18 protein-coding genes are annotated in these 22,143 nt (G+C 48.5%); all 18 read right to left on the bottom strand.

Going from position 1 to position 22,143, the window contains the following annotated elements:
• Window positions 1-95 precede the first annotated feature (95 nt).
• Window positions 96-815 (bottom strand): RNA polymerase sporulation sigma factor SigE, encoded by a 720-nt coding sequence (sigE, locus tag NSS95_RS05460; protein ID WP_014095554.1) that lies wholly within the window; start codon window positions 813-815, stop codon window positions 96-98.
• A gap of 24 nt (window positions 816-839) precedes the next feature.
• Window positions 840-1,766, bottom strand: a complete 927-nt coding sequence (spoIIGA, locus tag NSS95_RS05455) for a sigma-E processing peptidase SpoIIGA (RefSeq protein ID WP_207368405.1) — start codon at window positions 1,764-1,766, stop codon at window positions 840-842.
• Window positions 1,767-2,360: 594 nt separating this feature from the next.
• Window positions 2,361-3,494, bottom strand: a complete 1,134-nt coding sequence (ftsZ, locus tag NSS95_RS05450) for a cell division protein FtsZ (protein WP_014095557.1) — start codon at window positions 3,492-3,494, stop codon at window positions 2,361-2,363.
• An 88-nt stretch (window positions 3,495-3,582) separates the two neighbouring features.
• Complete coding sequence (gene ftsA, locus NSS95_RS05445) at window positions 3,583-4,872, bottom strand: cell division protein FtsA (protein WP_035189211.1); 1,290 nt, start codon at window positions 4,870-4,872, stop codon at window positions 3,583-3,585.
• 319 nt (window positions 4,873-5,191) lie between these two features.
• Window positions 5,192-5,947 carry a cell division protein FtsQ/DivIB gene (locus NSS95_RS05440; protein ID WP_014095559.1) on the bottom strand — a complete coding sequence of 252 codons (756 nt, stop codon included), beginning with the start codon at window positions 5,945-5,947 and terminating at the stop codon, window positions 5,192-5,194.
• Window positions 5,948-5,975: 28 nt separating this feature from the next.
• Window positions 5,976-7,079 carry an undecaprenyldiphospho-muramoylpentapeptide beta-N-acetylglucosaminyltransferase gene (gene murG / locus NSS95_RS05435; protein ID WP_014095560.1) on the bottom strand — a complete coding sequence of 368 codons (1,104 nt, stop codon included), beginning with the start codon at window positions 7,077-7,079 and terminating at the stop codon, window positions 5,976-5,978.
• A gap of 181 nt (window positions 7,080-7,260) precedes the next feature.
• A complete protein-coding gene (gene spoVE, locus NSS95_RS05430) occupies window positions 7,261-8,361 on the bottom strand; it encodes a stage V sporulation protein E (RefSeq protein WP_026684687.1) in 1,101 nt (366 codons plus the stop codon).
• Window positions 8,362-8,438: 77 nt separating this feature from the next.
• Window positions 8,439-9,794, bottom strand: coding sequence for a UDP-N-acetylmuramoyl-L-alanine--D-glutamate ligase (murD, locus tag NSS95_RS05425; protein ID WP_035181914.1), 1,356 nt, complete (start codon window positions 9,792-9,794; stop codon window positions 8,439-8,441).
• Window position 9,795: 1 nt separating this feature from the next.
• Window positions 9,796-10,770: a phospho-N-acetylmuramoyl-pentapeptide-transferase gene (gene mraY / locus NSS95_RS05420; RefSeq protein WP_014095563.1), complete on the bottom strand. Its 975-nt coding sequence runs from the start codon at window positions 10,768-10,770 to the stop codon at window positions 9,796-9,798.
• The gene (locus NSS95_RS05415; RefSeq protein ID WP_014095564.1) at window positions 10,767-11,207 is read right to left on the bottom strand and encodes a hypothetical protein; all 441 of its coding nucleotides are present in this window, start codon (window positions 11,205-11,207) and stop codon (window positions 10,767-10,769) included. The genes mraY and NSS95_RS05415 overlap by 4 nt, the downstream gene beginning before the upstream one ends.
• Window positions 11,208-11,212: 5 nt before the next feature.
• A complete protein-coding gene (locus NSS95_RS05410) occupies window positions 11,213-12,670 on the bottom strand; it encodes a UDP-N-acetylmuramoyl-L-alanyl-D-glutamate--2,6-diaminopimelate ligase (protein WP_211062181.1) in 1,458 nt (485 codons plus the stop codon).
• 267 nt (window positions 12,671-12,937) lie between these two features.
• Window positions 12,938-14,854, bottom strand: coding sequence for a stage V sporulation protein D (locus NSS95_RS05405; RefSeq protein ID WP_061565573.1), 1,917 nt, complete (start codon window positions 14,852-14,854; stop codon window positions 12,938-12,940).
• 240 nt (window positions 14,855-15,094) lie between these two features.
• Window positions 15,095-17,236 (bottom strand): penicillin-binding protein, encoded by a 2,142-nt coding sequence (locus NSS95_RS05400; RefSeq protein ID WP_035181919.1) that lies wholly within the window; start codon window positions 17,234-17,236, stop codon window positions 15,095-15,097.
• Complete coding sequence (gene ftsL, locus NSS95_RS05395) at window positions 17,233-17,592, bottom strand: cell division protein FtsL (RefSeq protein ID WP_014095568.1); 360 nt, start codon at window positions 17,590-17,592, stop codon at window positions 17,233-17,235. Before ftsL ends, NSS95_RS05400 begins: the two co-directional genes overlap by 4 nt.
• 21 nt (window positions 17,593-17,613) lie before the next feature.
• A complete protein-coding gene (rsmH, locus tag NSS95_RS05390) occupies window positions 17,614-18,543 on the bottom strand; it encodes a 16S rRNA (cytosine(1402)-N(4))-methyltransferase RsmH (protein ID WP_035181920.1) in 930 nt (309 codons plus the stop codon).
• A 27-nt stretch (window positions 18,544-18,570) separates the two neighbouring features.
• A complete protein-coding gene (mraZ, locus tag NSS95_RS05385; protein ID WP_013858966.1) occupies window positions 18,571-19,002 on the bottom strand; it encodes a division/cell wall cluster transcriptional repressor MraZ in 432 nt (143 codons plus the stop codon).
• 339 nt (window positions 19,003-19,341) lie between these two features.
• Window positions 19,342-20,961 carry a bacillithiol biosynthesis cysteine-adding enzyme BshC gene (bshC, locus tag NSS95_RS05380; protein WP_014095570.1) on the bottom strand — a complete coding sequence of 540 codons (1,620 nt, stop codon included), beginning with the start codon at window positions 20,959-20,961 and terminating at the stop codon, window positions 19,342-19,344.
• Window positions 20,962-21,111: 150 nt separating this feature from the next.
• Window positions 21,112-21,990, bottom strand: coding sequence for a 2-dehydropantoate 2-reductase (locus NSS95_RS05375; protein WP_035181923.1), 879 nt, complete (start codon window positions 21,988-21,990; stop codon window positions 21,112-21,114).
• Window positions 21,991-22,143 lie beyond the last annotated feature (153 nt).

The raw sequence follows: 22,143 nt of genomic DNA, 5'->3' as shown, positions 1-22,143 counted from the left end.
GGGAAATTTATGCACTGCGCAAAAAGCGGGAATTGCCTGCGGAAGATGCCCGGACATTGCCGTTCCTGCTTCCCGCCCGCCTGCAAATTTTCCTGCTATACCATTTTATTGAATTCTTTACGCAATCTTTTAATAATTCTTTTCTCAAGCCGCGAAATATAGGACTGGGAAATACCAAGCATATCGGCAACATCTTTTTGTGTTTTCTCTTCCTGCCCTTTAAGGCCGAAACGCAATTCCATAATCTGCTTTTCCCGATCCGACAAACGGTGCAGGGCGCTGTAAAGTAATTTTTTATCGACGTTCGCTTCAAGATCCCTTGTAATGATATCATCATCCGTGCCGAGCACATCCGAAAGCAGCAGTTCATTGCCGTCCCAATCGATATTTAGCGGTTCATCAAACGAAACTTCGGACCGGAGCTTATTGTTCCGCCTTAAATACATCAAAATTTCATTTTCAATACAGCGGGAAGCGTAAGTCGCCAGTTTGATCTTCTTTTCCGGATTAAACGTATTCACGGCTTTAATGAGGCCGATTGTGCCGATGCTGATTAAGTCTTCGATATTGATGCCGGTGTTTTCAAATTTGCGCGCAATGTAAACGACAAGGCGCAAGTTGCGTTCGATAAGGATCGAACGTGCTGCCTTATCCCCTGCCGGCAGTTTTTTTAACAGCATTTCTTCTTCTTCTTTGGAAAGCGGGGGCGGCAGGGCTTCATTCCCGCCGATATAATAAATTTCATCCGCTTTCAGCCCGAGCTTGAATAGGAGTTTGTACCAAAAATAAGCGAGTTTTAACCGTAAATGTTTCATATTCATCCTCCTTTAAAGTCACCATCAGGCGGATTGCGCAGCTTCTGCCATCATTTGCGGGTGAACAATGCAGCTGAATGCATCATCCCCGGATAAACGTTGTGCCGAAAAAGAAATCAGCACTTTTTTTACAGGCCATGTCCGGTTTCCGCTCGTCAGTTGTACCTCATCCGGCTTGTACGCTAAAAGAAGCGATTGTTTCCCGACTGTTTTTGCCGGGATGAACCGGACGCGGCCGGCCCATTCGTCAGGAAGTGTAGCACTTCCGTCCAAAAGACGGGTCGCATCTTCCGCAAGCACCGCAATTTCTTCGGGGAGATGCTCACGGACGGGCAGGATGGAAAGGATCATAACCGGCAGCTTTGTCAGCGGATCATATAACTGGTTGCCGCTATCCACCAGCCCTTTTACTGTAAAATCACTTTCCCCGATGCGGATATAAACATCGACAAGCTGGTCATACTTGATTTTCGCCATTTCAAGCCCCTGAATCCGGTTCTTTGAAAACAGCCATGCCGCCGGAAGACCGAGCGCAACAAACGCCCAGCTGACCGGGTCGCCAAATCCCCCCGCCGCAGCTTTAAGCATTTTCACCTGCATGTCGAAGTGAAAGCTTAAAAAGTAGTGGGCCCCCATTAAAATGCCGCCCATCAGAAACGTGGCAAAATAAAAGGTTAGGAGATTTGAAAAAAAATAGCGCCACCGCTTATAGCCGAAAACTACAAACACCATGATGCCGGAAAAAAGCAGCTTTACAACCGGGTTACCGGCATAATAAGAAAGCTGCGGCATAAAGCCCATGATGATGATCGCTGAACCGATGAGCCCGCCTGCAAGAATCCGGAGCAGGCGGGCCGGCCGTTTTAAGGCAATGCTTGTCAGCCACAACAGCAGGCTGTCGGCAAGAAAATTCAAAAGCCAGATGGCATCCATATATACAACCAAACGCATCCCCCCTGTCTCCGCCTCAAATGAATCCGCAGCCGTCCCGCCAAAACGGCCGCTTTTGCCCGGGCCGCGTGCCCGAGGCTGCGGAATGCTTGCCGCAATGCATCCTGTGCCGGTTTTCGTATACTAACCCGGTAACGTTGTTGAAAGGTACATCGACTAAGGCTTTACCCGGTGATTGTTGCTGAAAGGTGCATCTGCTGCGGCTTTAAGAACGCCAATCCGGTGAATGAATCATGGCGCAAACCGGTCCGCGCAGTTCCGGCATGTTCCGGTTTCCAGGCGGACCGCTTTGCTCGATTGCTGCATCTGTCCTTCTTGATTTGATTTATGGCTAGTATAACGCACCCGGAGTATTAAAGTGTGTCAGTTTCTGCTGGCAAAAAAACAGAACTTTTCATTTTTTTAGCCGAAAAGTGTCAAGCGTGCTTGCCGGATAGTCCCGCTGTCACACCGGTATTCACCGAAAAGAAAAAACCCGGCTGGATAAGCAGACAACATCTGCAAATCCAAAACGGGTTTAAAAAATTTTCAAACGCAAAAGAGCCCATCTTTGCTTTCAGGCAATGGCCTGGAAAGCAGAGACGGGCTCTTTCATTATTTTCTTCTGTTCCGGTTTCGCAAAAAAGTCGGAATATCAAGTGTATCTTCACTGTACTGAACGGCGCGTTGCGGTTCAGACTGGGGTTCTTCACGCTTTGTTTCGCGTTTTGCCTGTTGGTTCAAGGCCGGCCTTGATTGTCCGAGCGACGGGCGCTGCTTGCTCTGGGTCTGCGCTTCTTCATTAAAGCCGGTTGCAATGACCGTAACCACGATTTCGTCCTTCAGGCTTTCATTGATAACGGACCCGAAAATCATATTGACTTCCTGGTCTGATGCGGAGGCGACAATATCGGCCGCTTCCTGCACTTCATACAAACTTAAATTTGCGCTGCCGGTAATGTTCATCAGCACGCCTTGTGCACCGTCAATAGACGTTTCAAGCAGCGGCGACGAAATGGCTTTTTTTGCCGCCTCTGTCGCACGATTTTCCCCGGAAGCGATCCCGATTCCCATCAATGCTGAACCTTTATTGGTCATAATTGTTTTGACATCCGCAAAATCCAGGTTGATCAGGCCCGGTACCGCGATCAGGTCGGAAATCCCTTGTACGCCCTGGCGCAGCACATTATCCGCTTCCCGGAATGCTTCTAGCATCGGTGTGCTTTTATCGACAATTTCCAGCAGGCGGTCATTCGGGATCACGATCAGCGTATCGACCGCTTCTTTCATGGCACTGATGCCGCCGGCCGCCTGGTTTGCCCGTTTGCGGCCTTCGAATGTGAACGGCCTTGTAACCACACCGACCGTCAGCGCCCCGAGTTCCTTTGCGATATGGGCAATGACCGGCGCCGCCCCTGTTCCGGTGCCGCCGCCCATCCCGGCTGTCACGAACACCATATCCGCACCCTTTAACGCTTCTTCAATTTGTTCTTTGCTTTCTTCGGCCGCTTTCCGCCCGACTTCCGGATTTGCGCCGGCACCGAGGCCACGCGTTAATTTTGCGCCAATTTGCATTTTAATTTCAGCTTTGGAAAGGTTTAATGCCTGGGCATCCGTGTTTACGGCAATAAATTCAACGCCCTGCAGATCATGTTCAATCATACGGTTCACGGCATTGTTTCCGCCGCCGCCAACGCCGATAACTTTTATCGTTGCCAAAGCGTCTACATTGGTATCGAACTCTAACATTCACTAATCCTCCTAATTCGTATTGCGTATCTTATCCCGGTCCTGCTGCCGGACGGGCTCCGGTTTTTTCGCACATGATGCCGGCAGGCTATTCGAAAAACAAACCAAAGAATTTTTTCATTTTCGATGACATTTTTTCTTCCTGACCGGAAGCTTGTTTTGGTTTGGACTGCGGCTTTTTCGCCGGTTTCGGTTCCGCATACTCCATTCCGGCTGCCACCAGGCGGGAGCTGACATTTTTCCCTTCCAGCCGCGCATTTTTCGCAGCGTACTGGATCAGGCCGACCGCCGTCGTATATTGCGGCTCACGGACACCGATATAATCCGGAATGGCAACTCTTACGCGGTTTTGAAAGACCGTTTCTGCAAGCTCCGGTACACCGGGCATATTTGCAGTGCCCCCTGTCAGCACAATCCCGCCCGGCAAATCATGGACGCCGATCTTCCTCAGTTCCTGCTGGATAAACAAAAAGATTTCTTCTAATCTAGCTTCTATAATATCAGAAATTTGTAATTGGTTAAATTGTTCTTTTTGTTCACTGCCGATGATCTGTACATCAAAAACATCGTCTTCGAGCGCATCCTGGCTGAACGCGTGCCCGTGCTTCAGTTTGATTTTTTCCGCATCTTCCGTTGAAGCCCTTAGACAGATGGACAAATCTTTTGTGATATGGTCCCCGCCGACGGGCAGCACGCTCGTTGTCCGGATATGGCCGTTTTCAAAAACAGCCAGCGTCGTCGACCCGCCGCCGATGTCAACGAGTGCCGTCCCGAGTTCCATTTCATCTTTTGACAGCGCAATGGCACCGGCTGCAAGCGGCATGAGAACAATTTCCGCGATGGTCAGGCCGGCCTTTTCAACACAGCGCAATGTATTATGTAAGATCGTTTTGGAAGTCGTGACAATGATGCCTTCCATTTCCAATCTGACACCGATCATCCCGCGAGGATCATGTATTTCATCCAAACCGTCCACAATGAATTGTTTCGGAATGACATTCACAATCTCTCTTTCGGGAGGAATAGAAAGCACTTGCGCCGCATCCATCACTCTTTGTACATCCACGTCCGTAATTTCCCGGTTCTCGCTCTGGACCGCCACCACCCCGTGGCACGGCTGCAGCATCACATGATTGCTGGCAATGCCGACGATCACGTGGTCAATTTTCATGCCGACCATTCTTTCCGCTTGTTCAATTGCCCGCCTGATGGACAGGACGGTTTCATCTATATCTACAATCGATCCTTTTTTAATGCCTTCGGACCTGACATTGCCAACCCCAATAATATTTAATGAATCATTGCCCATTTCGGCAATGATGACTTTCGTGGCAGATGTACCGATGTCAAGACTCACATATATTTCACTGCTGTTCATACTGCGGCACCTCCCTTTGCCTTTCGATCAAACGCAATCCGCCTATGTTAAAGCGCCATTTTTCCCAATTCGTCTCTTCTGAGGCGGGCTCTTTTTGCCGTTCCGTCCGTGAGTCCGCCAGAAGCCTCCATTCAAAAAGGTGATTATAAACAAAGTATTCTGCGTCATAATCAAATTCCCTTTTTTTCAATCGGACTTTTTTCATTTTCTTTTGGTGATCAAAATATTTCCAGTCTCAAAATATAGCAATTCCTAAAATTTGGTTTCATCATAAGTCTACACTAAGATGGACACGGAGAAAAGCGAAATTTTTTCATGTCTACTTCGAATCGTAAGCTTTAAAATACGAACCGACTTCGAGGTCAATCACACCTTTTTTCTTCGGGTCAAGCTGACTGATGATCGAAGGGTAATGCGCCATCTTTTCTGCGAACGACGGAATGCTTGCGCGCACTTCAAAACCGTTATTCATGTACAGGGTGACAAGGTCACGGTCAACGTTTGAAGGGGTATAGCGGACTTCCGAAATGGCATTTGTGATCGAATCCGGCAATTTTTGCATCTGGCGGATCATTTCATGCAAATGCGTATCCTGTTTGAAACCGGTAAATATCAGGCTTGCGGCCGGAATTTCTTTCACCGTTCTTTTGACGACCGAACCGTTATCCAAAACCGGCAAAAAACCGCCTTTCTGCTGTAAATACCCGATTTTTTGATGCTCTTTCACTTTTATGTAAAGCGTATTCGGCAAGGAAATGCCCACTTTCACCGAATCAACTTCAGGGATGGATGCGATTCTTTTCCGGACTGCGTCTTTACGGATATTCCATATATTCTCACCCGTGGCAATGCCGCTTTTTTTCAAAATGTACGGCTTGCTGACCGCCTCATTTCCCTCTATCTGAATGCGGTGGACGCGGCTCAGCGGGGACTCGAGGTAGATGATCAGCATCACCAGCATAAAAAAAACCGTCAGCAGCATGATGAGCCGCCGGTTCGTTTTTCGGCGGCGCTGCTGCTTTAATTTCGGGATCCGGTCTTCCAGCGAAACGATGTTTTTGTCAGACCGCGCCATTTTGTTCCTCCCTTTTTTATTTGCCGCATCACGATTTGGCTTTTGCGGCCAGATTTTCCATCACTTCATAAAGCCGCCATGAAGCGTCACGAATACCGAGCTTGCGGGCGGCCGCCTGCATTTTCTCCATCTGTTCCCGATCCAGCAAAATTTTATCAATCAAGGATACGAGCTTTGCGGAAGATAAATCTTTTTCAAGCAGCATAAAAGCTGCGCCGTTTTCCACGAGTGTTTTCGCGTTTTTTTCCTGGTGATTGTTTGTCACATAAGGGCTCGGGATTAAGATACTTGGCAAACCGAGCGCCGTCAGTTCGGCCAATGTGGTTGCCCCTGCCCTTGAGACGACAAGATCCACCGCTCGCAACACTTCCGGCATATTGTGGATAAACGGTACCACCTTGATATTTCCTTTTTCGCCGATCAATGCAATTTCTTTTTTGACGGCCTCATAATGCACATCCCCTGTCGCATAAATGACCTGGTAATTTTTTTGTGCAAAATTGGAAAAAGATTTCACAACCGCTTCATTAATCGGGCGTGCCCCGCGGCTCCCGCCGAAAATGAGAACGGTTGGAAGCGTTGTTTTCAGGTTGAAACCGGAAAGGACGCCGCGCCTTTTGTCCCCGATCACTTCCGATGCGCGCGGATTGCCGGTCAGCACCACTTTTTTCTCATCAAAAAAAGATTTTGCAGATTCAAAGCAAATGGCCACTTTGTCAACGTACCGGCTTAAAAATTTATTCGTCAGCCCCGGCACGCTGTTTTGTTCGTGAATGATGGTCGGGATGTGCAGTTTGGCGGCAGCGTAGACAACCGGACCGCATACATACCCGCCTGTTCCGATGACCACATCCGGCTTGAATTCGCGGATGATTTTTTTGCACCGGCTTACCCCTTTTAGAAAGCGGACAACCGTTTTGACATTTTCAAACGAAAGGGAGCGTTTAAACCCCGTAATATGAATCGATTTGAACGGAATGTTTTCCCGCGGCACAAGCCGGGATTCGAGCCCTTTTTCCGTGCCAATATACAAACATTCCGTGTCAGGATGTTTCTGTTTGATCGTTCTGATCAATGCCAGGGCCGGATAAATATGCCCGCCTGTTCCGCCCCCGCTGACAATGATTTTCATGTTTTTCCACCTCAGGACGCCGTGCTGGGTTGCACGGGTATCAATATATGATGTTTGAAACATTCATTTTTCTATATTACTATATTTTAAACGACAATGGGTGCACAGTAAAACGATTATTACCAAAATGTTAACTTGTTGTCAAACGAAAAAAGAACCCCTTTATGAGGTTCTCCTTCCGTTACAGCCGGGAATGGCGGCTGATGTTTAAGAGCACGCCGACTGCGACAAGCATCAACGTCAAAGAAGAGCCGCCGTAACTGATGAACGGAAGCGTAATGCCTGTAACCGGGATCAGGCCGATGACAACGCTGATATTGATCATCACCTGGATCGCGATCATGGAAATAATGCCGACTGCGAGCAGGCTTCCGTACAGATCGGGTGCGCCAAGTGCGATCCGGATGCCGCGCCAGAGCAATAGCGCAAACAAAATCAGGACAAAAGTCCCGCCGATAAAACCGAGCTCCTCGGAAAGAATGGCAAAGATAAAATCATTTTGCGGTTCCGGCAGATAGTGGAATTTTTGTTTGCTCTCCCCAAGCCCCATGCCGAACAGGCCGCCTGGACCGATCGCAAGGAGCGACTGGATAATTTGAAATCCTTTCCCCTGCGGATCGGACCATGGATCAAGGAAAGAGGTGATCCGTGCGATCCGGTATGGAGCCGATAAAACAAGAGCGACAAAACCGCCCACACCAAGGAGCCCGAGCATGACAAAATGGGCAATGCGGGCGCCGGAAACAAAAATCATGATGATGCATGTCCCAAGCATCACCGTTCCCGTTCCAAGGTCCGGCTGCAGCATAATCATCCCGAAAGCAACAAAAACGAGCGCCAGCGCCGGGAGCATGCCTTTTTTAAAAGTCGTAATGTATTTCTGGTTCTCCGATAAAAATTTTGCCAAATACGCGATCAGCGCCATTTTAATGAATTCGGAAGGCTGGATGGAAAATGCGCCGACCCCGATCCAGCTCCGCGACCCGTTCCGTTCAAGCCCGATGCCGGGAATCAAAACAAGAACGAGCAGCACAAAACAGATGATCAGGATCGTTTTCGCCCATGCCCGCCACGTCCAGTAATCAATGCGCATCACGAAAAACATCGCTGCCACGCCGAGCCCGGCAAAAAGCAGCTGCCGCTTCAAAAAATAAAATGCATCGTTAAATTTGTATTCCGCCACGATCTCGCTCGCGCTGAACACCATCAGAAGCCCGGTTGCAAGCAGCGCCAGGGTCACAATGATTAATAAAAAGTCGGGATTCGTTTTTTTCGACGGCATCCGCGCCCACCCCAGAAAAGATTTAGAGCTTCCCGCAAAAACCGGCAACCCGCGCCGGCCAAAAACGGTCCAAGCCCTTATCTTAACTTATGCACGGCGTCGATGAAAATATCACCACGAATTTCAAAAGATTTGTACTGGTCCCAGCTGGCGCATGCCGGCGACAGCAAAATGCAATCGCCCGGTTCGGATAATGCCCATGCGGCCGGGACTGCTTCTTCCACGTTTTCCACCGTGCGGATGACCGGAATGCCTGCTTTTTTCGCGGTGCTTTCCAGTTTCGGCGCTGTTTCCCCGAAAGTAATCAATGCTTTGACATATTTCAAAGCCGGGATCAGTTCATCAAAGCCGTTGCCACGGTCAAGCCCGCCGGCAAGCAGAATGACCGGCTGATGGAAAGCGGCGAGTGCGGCTTTGCAGGCCAGGATATTGGTCGCTTTTGAATCGTTGTAAAATTTCCGTCCTTTGATTTCGCCGATATATTGCGTCCGGTGCTTCACGCCTTTAAACGTTCCGAGCACCCCGCGGATGGCATCATTACTTGCTCCCATCAGCTTGGCAGCGGCGACAGCGGCTAAAATATTTTCCAGGTTATGGTCTCCCGGCAGCACAATTTCAGCGCGGTCCATGATTTTTTCGCCTTTCCACATGATGCTGCCGTCTTTTACCGATGCGCCGTCTTCAACATATTCCTTCGTTGAAAAAGGAATAATTTTTGCTTTCGTGAAGGAGACCAGATCCCACAGTTCCGGCTGGGCATGGTTCAGAATCAGGAAATCATCCTCTGTCTGGTTTCGGGTAATATTTGATTTTGCTTTTGCATAAGCTTCTTTTGTCCCGTGATAGTCGAGATGGGCTTCATAAATATTCGTGATGATGGCAATATGCGGCCTGAATGTTTGCACGCCCATCAGCTGGAAAGAAGACAACTCCACCACCATCTGCTGGTCCGCGCGTGCTCTTTGCGCCACCGTGGAGGCCACTTTGCCAATATTTCCGGCAATTAACGGATCAAGATGCGGATCCGCCTGGAAAATTTCATAAATCAACGTGGTAGTCGTCGTTTTCCCGTTCGTTCCCGTAATGCCGACCATCGGGCATTCTGCAATTTTATAAGCCAGCTCGATTTCGGTAATGACCGGGATCCCTTTTTCAATCGCCCCCGCAACAAGCGGGTTCGAATAAGGGATGCCCGGATTTTTCACAATCAGTTCAAAGCCTTCATCCAATAGTTCAATTGGATGGCTGCCACAAATGACTTTAATCCCCTGTTCCAAAAGCCCCTGCGCCTCCGGGTTCTCTTCAAGCGGTTTATAATCATTCACCGTCACAAACGCCCCGAGCCGGTGCAACAGGGAGGCCGCGCTCACCCCGCTTTTCGCCAGCCCGAGTACCAATACTTTTTTATGTTCATATTCCGTGATATTTTTCATGTTACATCCACACCTCGATATAAATTCCTAAAATCGCACACAAAAGGCCTACCGCCCAGAACGTCACGACAACACGCCATTCCGACCAGCCCGAAAGCTCATAATGGTGGTGCAGCGGGCTCATCCTAAAAATTCTTTTTCCTGTTGTCTTAAATGATATCACTTGGAGAATGACAGACAAAGTCTCAATGACAAAAACGCCGCCAATCACAATTAAAAGAATCTCAAGATTGGTCAGAATTGAAATGGCGGCAATCGCTCCGCCCAATGCAAGTGAGCCGGTGTCCCCCATGAAAACTTTTGCCGGATGGGCATTAAAGACGAGAAAACCGAGCACGGCCCCGACAACGGCAACCGAAAACAGGGCGACATCCGCCTGTGACTGGTTCCATGCCAAAACGGCGAATGCCCCGAAAGCAATCGCTGCCGTCCCGGATACAAGGCCGTCAAGCCCATCCGTCAGATTGACCGCATTGGAAAACCCGACAAGCCAGAGAAGAATGATAACAAAGTAAAACCAGCCGAAATCGACCGATTTGTCCGTAAACGGAATCGAGACTTCCGAAGATAAATGGAAGTGGCGGAAAACGACATAAAAAATGATGGCAACGAGAATCTGGCCGAGCAGTTTCTGCTTTGATGTAAGGCCAAGATTCCGCTTCATCACCACTTTAATAAAGTCGTCCAAAAATCCGAGCAGCCCGAATCCGATCGTCACAAGCAGCAAAAGGTAAATTCTTACAGTCGGTTCTGCGAATTTACCGGCCATGATCAGTGTGGATGCAATGATCGATACCAAAATAATCAAGCCGCCCATTGTCGGCGTCCCGGATTTTTTCTGGTGCGATTTCGGGCCTTCTTCCCGGATGCTCTGGCCGAATTTCAATCTCCTTAAAAAAGGGATAAAAACGGGCGAAAGCAGCACGGAAATCAAAAAAGCCATCAGCGTTGTAAAAAAAATCACTTGCTCGATCATGCTTTTTCCCTCCCGTGGCGCCTGCATGCACAAAGCAGCCGCTTCCTGTTTTCCGCATCCGCCAAATCATATGTATGAGGGTTTTTTTCCCGCAATTCCGGTCCGTAAAAAATAAAAGTTGTCTTCATATCCAAATCCTTGCTTTCCATTTTTTTTAGATAAAACTGTACCAGTTGTGTAAAAGCAACAGAAACATCCTCTGCCATAAACAGCGGAAAATCATTCGGTATATAGCGGGGCACGGGTGCATCGTTTTTCCAAAGCGCCGCGATTGCCCCGTGTGCAATTGCCCGGTTAATGTCCGGTTCAGAAAAAGGGACGTATAATCCCTTTGGCTGGTTTACATCCGCAAACACGCTGACTGTGGCAAATTCGAGCGCCATCTCCATGCCGCGGCCCAAACTGAAAAGGCGGGCTGTATCCCCGAATGATAACATATGCTTCACCGCTCCTTTATCATTTCCAGTGCAACTTCCCTGTCATCAAAATGATGCACTTCATTTCCAATGATTTGATACGTTTCATGGCCTTTTCCGGCAATCAGGACAACATCCCCCGCCTCTGCACGGAAAATGGCTGTTTTGATTGCTTCCCTCCGGTCGGGGATGCATTCATATTGCTCACCTTCTACCCCTTTTTCCATCTCGCGCAAAATGGCAAGCGGATCTTCACTGCGCGGATTATCCGATGTAAAAATCGGATAATCCGCATATTTGCAAGCAATTTGCGCCATCACCGGCCGCTTTGTTTTGTCGCGGTCGCCGCCGCAGCCGACAACGACAAAGATTTTTTTGCGGGCAAACTGCCGGATCGTTTTCAGGACATTTTCCAGACTGTCGGGCGTGTGCGCGTAATCGACAATCACGGAAAAATCCTGGCCGCCGTTTACGAGTTCAAACCGGCCGCGTACGCCTTCCATCGCTTCCGCCGTTTTAATGACTGAATCAAGCGGCACCCCGGATATAACCCCGGCTGCGATCGCTGCAAGCATATTATAGACGCTGAACTTCCCGGCGAGCTTGAGCCGAACTTCCCGTTTCTCAAAAGGCGTCACAAGCGTGAATGTTGTCCCGCGGGCGTGCATGTCAATGTTTTCGGCCATAAAATCCGCATCATGGTCGATCCCGTACGTAATGACAGGCACCGCGGTTACTTGTTCAAATTCCTTTGATGCGGCGTCATCTGCATTTAAGATGGCATATTTCGGCTTATCTTGCGGGCAGGAGTTCCCGAGCTGCGAAAACAATAAACTTTTGGCGCGCCGGTATTCCGCCATCGTTTTATGATAATCGAGATGATCCTGCGTGAGATTTGTGAAAACGGCAATATCATAGTCGCAGCCGTGCACCCGGCCTTCAACAAGCGAATGCGAAGAAACTTCCATCACACAATCGGTGACACCGCGCGCGTTCATTTCATGGAATGTTTTTTGCAATGTCAGACTGTCCGGCGTTGTGTTTTTCGTTTCCAGTGTTTCATCGCCGATTTTCATATACATCGTGCCAATCAGGCCGGTCGTTCTGCCTGCATCCCGGTATATTTTTTCGATAATATGGCTCGTAGTTGTTTTTCCGTTTGTGCCGGTAATTCCGACAAGGCGAAACTTGCGGGACGGCTGCCCGTAAAACCGGTCTGCAAGGAGCGCCATTGCCCGTTTTGTATTGCGGACGATAATAACTGGTATATCCACATCGACCGGCTTTTCGGCTAAAATGGCTGCTGCACCCCGTTTGGCCGCATCAACGGCAAACTTATGCCCGTCAACCGTATAGCCCTTGATACAAATAAACAGACTGTTTTTCGTGACAAGCCGGTTATCCTGGACAAGTTCCGTAATTTCCGGATTCACTGCAGGCATTTTCACAAATGGTAATGCCTCTAACAATGTATGTAACTTCATTTTGCTTCCAACCCTTCCTGTTCCAAACCCTTGTTGCTGCATCTTCTTTGTGTATACATGTAATACAGTCCTTTTCTATTGTACAAAAAAAACGGCCATTAAGCTATGAAGTCCTGTTGATTTTTAAAATGTACGCCGAAAGAGCTTGTTTATGCCTCTTGAAACAAAAACACGGGCGGCCGGACATACGGCGCCGCCCTGTTTTTCTGCATGCAAATCCGGATTGTTGAGCCTAGCGGGGCCCATTCCGGAATTGGTGAATCTATTTTACTGCATGTAAACCCGGATCGTTGAGCCCTCTTCCACTTTCACGCCTGCTTCAGGGGACTGCCGGATCACCTTGTTTCCGGATCCGCTGACATCAAGTTTGAGATTATATTGATCGTTCATCATCTCTTTTTTCGTCTCTCCGATTAAATTCGGCACTTTTACCGTTGGCGTTTCAAAATAACTTTTTTCTTTTTCCGCCTGGTTTTTCACCGGCTTGACGCCCATGGCACGCAGGCTGTCGCCGATGATCGTGCCCGCGATCGGGGCTGCCACCTGGCCGCCGAATTGGATCGTATTTTTCGGATTATCGACCGCCAAGTAGACGACGATTTTCGGATCATTGGCCGGGGCGAAACCGATAAAGGATAAAACATAATTGTTTTCGAGATAGCGGCCGTTTTTGGCTTTTTGCGCCGTCCCGGTTTTCCCGCCGACCGGATAACCGTCCACATAAGCATTTTTTCCGCTCCCTTGTGTGACAACTGTTTCAAGCGCATGGCGGATTTGTTTCGATGTGTTTTCCGAGATCACCCTTCTTTTGGCAACCGGGTTTTTCCGCATGACCGTTTCCCCTGTTTTAGGGTCAACGAGTTCCTTTGCAATATACGGTTTGTAAAGAATCCCGCCGTTTACGGCAGCCGAGACCGCTGCCACCTGCTGGATCGGCGTAACAGAAACCCCCTGCCCGAAAGCCGTTGTCGCCAGTTCAACCGGCCCGACGCGGTCAAGGTTGAACAAAATGCCGGAAGCTTCGCCGGATAGATCCACACCGGTTTTTGTGCCAAACCCGAAATTGCGGATGTATTTGAATAATGTATTTTTTCCGAGCCTTTCGCCAAGTTCGACAAAGCCCGGGTTGCATGAATTTTGGACGACTTCAAGGAACGTTTCGCTGCCGTGCCCGCCCCTTTTCCAGCAGTGCAGCGTCGAGCCTCCGACTTCAACCGCGCCGGAATCGTAAAATTTGTCTTTTGTCAAATTCACTTTCTTTTCTTCAAGGGCGGCGGCAAGTGTGATAATTTTAAATGTCGAGCCCGGTTCGTATGTGCTCCAGATCGGCAGGTTCCGGTTATACACTTCCTGTGGCACATTTCTATAATTGTCAGGCGTATAGCTCGGCCTGCTGGACATCCCGAGAATTTCCCCGGTGCCCGGGTCCATGGCGATCGCAATCAGCCCGTCCGGATGATATTTTTTTTCAGCATTATCGAGTTCACGTTCAATAACCGTCTGGACTTTTGTATCAACCGTTAGTTTCAGGTCAAGCCCGTTTTTTGGCGGTTCATATTCATCTGCCATATCCTTCATCTTTTTCTTCCCTTTTGCGTCCGTATAAAACTCGACTGCCCCTTTTTTTCCGCTCAGCGCATCATCATAATACAGTTCGAGCCCGGTCAGCCCCTGATTGTCGGCACCAGTGAATCCGAGTACATGCGAAAGGTAACGGCCGAACGGATAATACCGCTTGGAATCTTCCGCGATATAGACCCCTGAAAGCCCAAGGCGGCGTACGGCATTTGCCTTTTCATTGCTGATTTTCCGCCCTTCTTTTATTCTGACAATCGATCTGACCTGTGTAATTTCTTTATAAAGCTTTTCTTTGTCTGCATCAAGGGCGTCCCCCAGTTTTTCAGCCGTTTTTGCCGGATCCTTGACCTGCCTCGGAATGATAAAAATCGTCGGGGCACTTTGGTTGGAGGCGATCGGCACACCGTTTCTGTCTTCGATTTTTCCCCGCTCCCCTTCAAAAGGGATGCTTCTGCTCCATAGCGCTTTTGCCCTGTTCGTCAGCATATCCCCGAGCCCGAACTGGACATAGCCGAGCCGCACATCTATAATGCTGAAAATGACAATCCCGCAAAGCAATATAAAAACAAGCCGCTTTCTCACCGTAACATTGGATACACGTTTCACGAGCGCGCCTCCTTCATTTAAATCTCAAAGCAGCAGATTCCTGGGTAGGAAAGATGAAAGATTTCAGCCTTCTCTTGGTTTCCTTTAACCCTGAAAAATCCGCTCCGGGCGCATAAAATGCCCTTTGTTGCCTTTATACCCATTTATATGCTTGTACGCATCCGGCTAGTACCTTTTCACACGCATGAAAAAAAGCAAGCCTTGTGCTTGCTTTTTTTCGGTATTCCTTCTACCGGCCGCCTAAGGGTTTTTAAATTTTACAGTAAGGGCCTGTCCGGATTTCACTTTTGATTTTGCCGGAATGCTTTGGGATACGGCATAACCTTCCCCGCTTATGGTCAGGCGGAGGCCGAGCAGTTTGGCAGCGCCCGCCACGTCGCGTTTCGAAAAGCCGCGTATATCCGGCATTACTTTATTGCCATTTGTTTTCAAAAATACTTTTGCGCCCGGCAGCAGTTGTCCCTGTGCCCTGGGTTCCTGGGCCGTTACGGCATCGCCATCGCCGAGCACAACAGGGGTAAGGCCCAATGCTTTTACGGCAGATGACGCTTCTGACCGGCTGTCACCCGTAAAATCAGGAAGCTTGGCAAGGCGTACGGTCTTTCCTTTTGCCGGTTTAATGTTTAAATATTGCAGGCTGTTCTTCATAATCGGGTTAAACAGCGCTTTAACCGGTTCGCCGCCAAGCTCGCCGGCTTTTAAATGCGGCTGCTGGACAACGGCGTAAACGATTAATTTCGGATTGTCTTTCGGCGCCATACCGAGAAAAGAAAAGATATAATTATCGGTACCGGTTAAATATCCGCCGCCGTTCGGATTCGGGATCTGGGCGGTACCGGTTTTGCCGGTCACCTCGTAGCCCGGAATGTTATAGGCCGTGCCGGTTCCGGTTTTTTTATTCGTCACAACCGTCCGCAAATAATCCCGGACTTTTTTCGCGGTATCCGCGCTGATCGGGTTGCCGGCAACGGTTGGTTTTGTTTTTTCCGTTTTTCCGGTTGCGGGATTGACCACTTTCTCGACTACATACGGTTTCATCATTTTCCCGTCATTGGCAATAGCTGTTGCCGCCTGAATCATCTGCATCGCGGTAACGGTTGTACCCTGCCCGAATGTCGACGTATACCGTTCAATCGGATAATCGTATAAAATTTTGCCGGAAGCTTCATTCGGCAAGCCGACTTTCGTCTGTTTCCCGAACCCGAACGCTTCCAAATACTGCTTAAATTTATCCTGCTTAATATAATCCAGCAATGTGGCAAATGCAACATTAGAAGAACGCTGCAGCCCTTCTAAAAAGGTGATCCTGCCCCAGCCGACCCCGCCATTATGGTCTTTAATCGGGTTTGGCACATTTTTCACCCGGAATTCTCCTGACTTATAGGTCGCATTCGGGTGAAAAACGCCTTCCTGGACGGCCGCCGCCAAGGTAAAAATTTTCATCGTTGAGCCCGGTTCATAAGCGGTTTCGACTGGATCGTCCTGCCAAGCATCGCTCAAACCTTTCCGCGTTTCCGGATCAAATGTCGGCCGCTGCCCCATTGCCAGTATCTTACCCGTTTTCGGATCGGCCACGACAACAAACGCTTTTTTCGGATTGTATTGTTTCTGGACTTTGCCAAGCGCATCTTCAACGAAAGACTGGATTTTCTTGTCAATCGTTAAATAGACATTTTCCCCGTTTTTCGGTTTGGTGACTTTTTTATGCGCGTTTGGCAAAATATATCCCCAAAAGTCGCCTTCATAACTGATTTTTCCGTCTTTGCCTTCCAAAGCGGCATTCATGCTTTTTTCGATTCCCATTACACCTGCCATTTGGCCGCCTGTCTCATTTTTCTGCGCATAGCCGACCAGATGGGAGGCAAACGAACCGTTCGGATACGTGCGTTTCGGCACGGCTTCGAACTGGATGCCCGGCAAGTTCTGTTTTTGAATTTCATTTTTTACGTTATACGGAATATCCTGCCCCGCCTTCCCGAACTCCACTTGAAACCGCCCTTTTTGTGTCAGGAGCGAATAAATTTTTGATTCGGGCATGTCAATATATTTCGCAAGGGCCTGGGCGGTTTTTCGAGGGTTGACAACATGTTTCGGATGTTCCGGATCAATCGTGACTTTCGGGTCCAAAACGGCGACCAGATTGTACGAAACAACATTTTCGGCGATCACTTCCCCGCTTGCATCGTAAATATTGCCGCGGGAAGCGGGAATGGCGCTTGTCCGCAAATATTTTTTCGCCGCTTTTGCCGCGAGCACTTTCCCGTCTGCCTGCCCTGTGATTTCAATCGTCAAAAACCTTACGGCGATAATAAAAAAGGACAGACCGAATATGATAAATAATATCGCTGCCCCCCTGTTTGTATTCAGTTTTCTGGACTTCATTTATTTTCAACAACCTTGACATTATTCTCGTCCAATTTCAAGCCGAGTTTTTTTGCCTTTTCGTAAATACGGTCGTAGCGGCTCAATTCGCTTACTTGCATTTTCAAATCATCGGTCACCTTGTTTTTGTTCTGGATCGTGGTTTTTGTATCTTCAATCGACCGGTTGACATTATAAATTGCAGCTTCCGTCGATACGATCTTCACGGCCATAATCAACACGAACAAAGCAAAAAGGCTTGCGATGATTTTTTCCCCTAAAGTGATCTGCGCGCGTCTTGTGGCCGGTGCTACTCTTTTTTCAATCTGTTGTTGCTGTTCCAGCGCACGTTTCGGCTGCCTTGCTAAATTACTCAAAAAACTCCCTCCTCTATTTTCTTAGCGTTTTTCCGCAATGCGCAGTTTAGCCGACCTTGACCGGTTGTTCTCGCCCACTTCCTCATCATTCGGGACAATGGGTTTCCTCGTAATGAGTTTTAATACGGGCTCGTATTCTTTTGGGATGACAGGCAGCCCATGCGGCAAATCTCCTGCACTGCTGTATTCTTTCAATATATTTTTACAAATGCGGTCTTCCAGGGAATGAAATGTAATGACAGAGACCCGCCCGCCTGGTTTTAAAAGCGAAATGGCATCCGTTAAAGACGTTTCAAAAGCAGATAATTCATCGTTCACGGCAATCCGGATCGCCTGAAAGACCCTTTTTGCCGGATGCCCGCCTTTTCTTCGTGCGGGTGCAGGAATCGCTTCTTTAATTAAATCGGCCAGTTCACCGGTTGTTTCGATCGGTTTTTTGGCACGGGACGCCTCGATTTTGCGGGCAATTTGTTTTGAAAATTTTTCTTCCCCGTACCGGAAAAAGATCCGGACCAGTTTTTCATACGGCCATTCATTGACGACTTCATAAGCGGTAAGCGGCGCATCGAGGTCCATCCGCATATCGAGCGGTGCATCATGCTGATAGCTGAATCCCCGTTCCGGTGTATCAAGCTGGGGAGAGGAAACGCCCAAATCATACAAGATGCCGTCGACAGCCTGCACACCGCGCGCGTTCAATTCTGATTTTAAATACCGGAAATTGCTTTTAATAAAAGTGATCCTGTTTTGGTCATGGGCAAACTTTTCTTTGGCATGCTGAATCGCCGTTTCATCCTGGTCAAAAGCGTATAAATGCCCGCCGGTAAGCTGCTGAAGCAAATAGGCGCTGTGGCCCCCGCCACCGAGCGTGCAGTCAACATAAATCCCGTCCGGTTTAATATGTAGCCCGTCAACGGTTTCTTTCAGCAAAACGGTCTTGTGTTGAAACATACTGAATCTCCTATCCAATCGAACATGTTAAAGGTCAAAATCGATGAGGTTTTCCGCAATATCAGCAAAAGAAGCCTCCGATTCCTGAAAATATTCTTCCCATAAATCTTTGCTCCAAATCTCAATTCGATTGGAAACGCCGAGCACCACGCATTCTTTTTCGAGTTTCGCATAGGAAAGGAGCGGTGCGGGAATAAGAATGCGCCCTTGCTTGTCCCACTCGCATTCGGTCGCCCCCGAAAAGAAAAATCGTGTGAATGCGCGGGCATCTTTTTTCGTTAACGGAAGGGACTTCAGTTTTTCTTCCACCTGTTTCCATTCATCCGCAGGGTAACCGAAAATGCAACGGTCAAGCCCGCGGGTAATGACAAACGTATCGCCAAGCTGTTCACGGAATTTGGCCGGTACAATCAAACGGCCTTTTACATCGATATTGTGCCGGTATTCTCCCATGAACATTGGCGCGTGCCCCCCGCTTCCCACTTCATATTAATAATTTACCACAATCCCCCACCTTTCACCACTTTAATTTTTATATTCTCCTCGCAGCTCCGTTTTCCTGCTTTTTGCAAGAAAAAATCAATTTAAAACTTGCCTGCCGTAAAGCCTTGTTCCAACATGGTGAGTCCCGGCAACCCGCTTTTTCGCTTTGCAATTATTTTTTCAAAAAAGCATCATGAACCAAAACCACGTCGGTATCGTGCGGGAAGCGTCTTTACAATTCATTTTTCCAACAAAGCATCGTGAACCAAAACCCCCTGTTTTTTTGCATAAAAAAAGCCGGCCGCTGTCAGCCGGTTAAATTTTAACGAGTTTATGTGTGCCGTCAAATGTGAACGGCAGGGCGGCAAGGGTGTGGATAAAGTCCGCCCCATATTTGTTAAGGAAATAAAAAAGGTTCCAGACCCTTTCCTGGGGATTGCCGTCCGGGCGCAAGGCACGTTCGACCCGCGCGTATTTTTCAAGGATGTTTTCATGTTTTCCCGCAATCTCTTCATCCACTTTCCGCTGCAAAAACGCAAGCTGCCCCAGGTGAAAATCGAGATTTTTGCGGGCAAGCGGTTCCAACCCCTTTCCAATTGCGGCAAAAATTTTATCGTATTGCATTTTCAGCATGTTTTCCGTTTCTGCAATGAGCGCGTCCATATTCTCATCTTTTGCGTCATTCCAATATTTTTCCCGCTCTTTCCGGGTCCCGTATTTTAATACATGCCCGATATCGAGTTCCAGTTCCTCGATATCCCTTTGGACCGCTCTCTCAAGCAACGTGATATTGAGTCGCGGCACAAGAGGCGGCATCAGAATCCCCATTTCTTCAAACACCCGCTTCAGCTCGGCCCAGTACGCAATTTCGCCCGGCCCGCCGATAAACGCAAGGGTTGGGAAGAGCCATTCCTGCATAAGCGGCCTTGTGACAACATTATTGCTCAGCCGTTCAGGGCTTTTCGCACAAAGCGCGCACAACGCTTCCTCTGTAAAAAAGGGGCTGCCGCCTTTTCCGGTAAATCCGCCTTGCTCCGGACTGTACTCCAGCAAAATCCGTTCCTTGCCGTCATAATAAAAAAGATTCAGCGCCCGCCTGGAAATATCAATCGCTTTTGGAAACTCAAACTGCGCGATTTCCTGCTGCTGCCAGAGGACCGCTTCCGTAATCTTGTCATAATCCTGGATCATCCGTTCAAAAAACGGCGCCTCGATCTTCCGCAAGTGTGCATCAGCCGAATCGATGAGCAGCACCCCGTATGCCTTGAAAAGATCGTGAATCATGCAGGCAAACAGGTCAGAAAGGCTTTGTGCCCTGTCTGCAAACGCCTCCAGCTTGGAAAGAAGGGCATTGGTATGTTCGGTTTCGCCAAATGCTTCAAAAACTTTATGTATCCATTTTTTTAAATGGGCAGGATCCGGTGTGGTATCAGAGATCATTTTTTTCTCAAGCGGCCCTTCAGCATAACTAAATTTTTTTAAACGCCTTTCCTGTTCGGCATAAATATGGTTCACTTCCAAATAGTCATGGTCCTCGCCCGCGATCCAGAAAACAGGTACAACCGGAATTTGCAGGGCTTCTTCCTGCTCACTGGCAAGCCGGATAATCGAAATCAGTTTATGGATCGTATAAAGCGGCCCTGTTAATAGCCCTGCCTGCTGGCCACCGATCACAACAGCAGCGTTCGGCTGCCTTAATTTTTCCAAGGAATGGGCCGTCTCCGGGGAGATTCCAAATTTTTCCATATAGTGCCCGATACAATCTGCCAGCCCTTCCCGGTTAAAAGCCCGTTTTTTTAAATCTTCCACTCTTTTATGGAAAACAGAAGCATCCGTTATATCATAATGAAAAAAATCCTTTACAGGAGATTTTTGCGCAAGATAGAGGGAAGCGAACCGATTCGTTGCTGGAATTGAAAAGTTTTCCAGTTCCATCAAATGATTCTTCCTTTCTCGTTTTCATTGATTTTCTCATTGAGTATAGCATTTTTGTGAAAAAAAGAAAAAAAGCCTGCCTGCTCGTTGCAACAACTGAAACCTTGTTTCCGGCCGCTGCGGGCACGGCGGCAACACACGGAACGTGCCTCACCCCTTATCCTCCATCCCTTTCACCATTTCATAAAGGGCGGACGCAAGCGGAACCTGGCTGTTTTGACGGGCAGCCGTTTCCAGCATGTAACCGAGAATCGCGTCAATCTCGGTCCGTGCTCCTTTTTTCACATCTTTCAGCATGGACGATTCATTTTCGCACGTATTTTTGCAAATGCCGGTGACTTCCTCCCACATCTTTTCCCGCGAAAGTTTCGGGAAAAGCGCCGCCAGTTCTTCAAATACGGCGCGGAACACACGGGCATAATGCGGGTTTTTGACCAGTTCCCCGTTCTTTGCCTTTAAAACGGCTGTGAGCGGATTGATGACGGCATTGGCAAAACATTTGCGCAAAAGCATCAGCTCATAATCCGGCTGCACCGTGAACGGGAAAGCATCCGTATGCAAATGCACGCTTTCATCCCATTTCCCGCGGTAGACGGCGATATTCGTTTTGCCGTGCCCATTATGCTTCACCGTTGTGCCGTCAAGCCGGGATGCGCCGTGCTCTACCGTACCGACAAGGATCGTTTTTTGCGGCAATTCTTCAAGAAGAACAAGATGGCCCATGCCGTTTTGCAAAAACAAGACCGGCACCCCGCCATCTTCGTTTTTTAAAACGGTTGTCACAGCAGGAAGGTCATATTGCTTGACGGCAACAATGACTAGATCCTGGGAGGAAAGCGAAGAGAACGTGTCATCCGCTTTGACGAAAGTTCTGAACGAAGATGCGCCGTCTTTTACGGTAATCCCTTTTTCATTCAGCTCTACGGCCTGCGCCTTCGTATTTGGAAACAAGGTCACTTCATGCAACTTTCCAAGCCAACCCCCGTATAATAAACCGATCGCACCAGCGCCAATCACCCCAATTTTCATTTTGCCCGCCCCTTTCCATTTTCTTTGCTCCATTTTAACAGGCAATAAGGGAATGGAAAAGAAAATTCCAGACAAATGGTGTGCGACCGTTTACACGTATTTCTTTCATTCTTCCAATTGTTTGTTATATAATGATAATATCAACCGGTTTTA

The sequence above is a fragment of the Weizmannia sp. FSL K6-3076 genome, assembly GCF_038007245.1.
Taxonomy (GTDB): Bacteria; Bacillota; Bacilli; order Bacillales; family Bacillaceae_C; genus Weizmannia; species Weizmannia faecalis.
The sequence above is the reverse complement of the archived record's forward strand: the minus strand, read 5'-3'. Positions and strand labels throughout refer to the sequence as shown.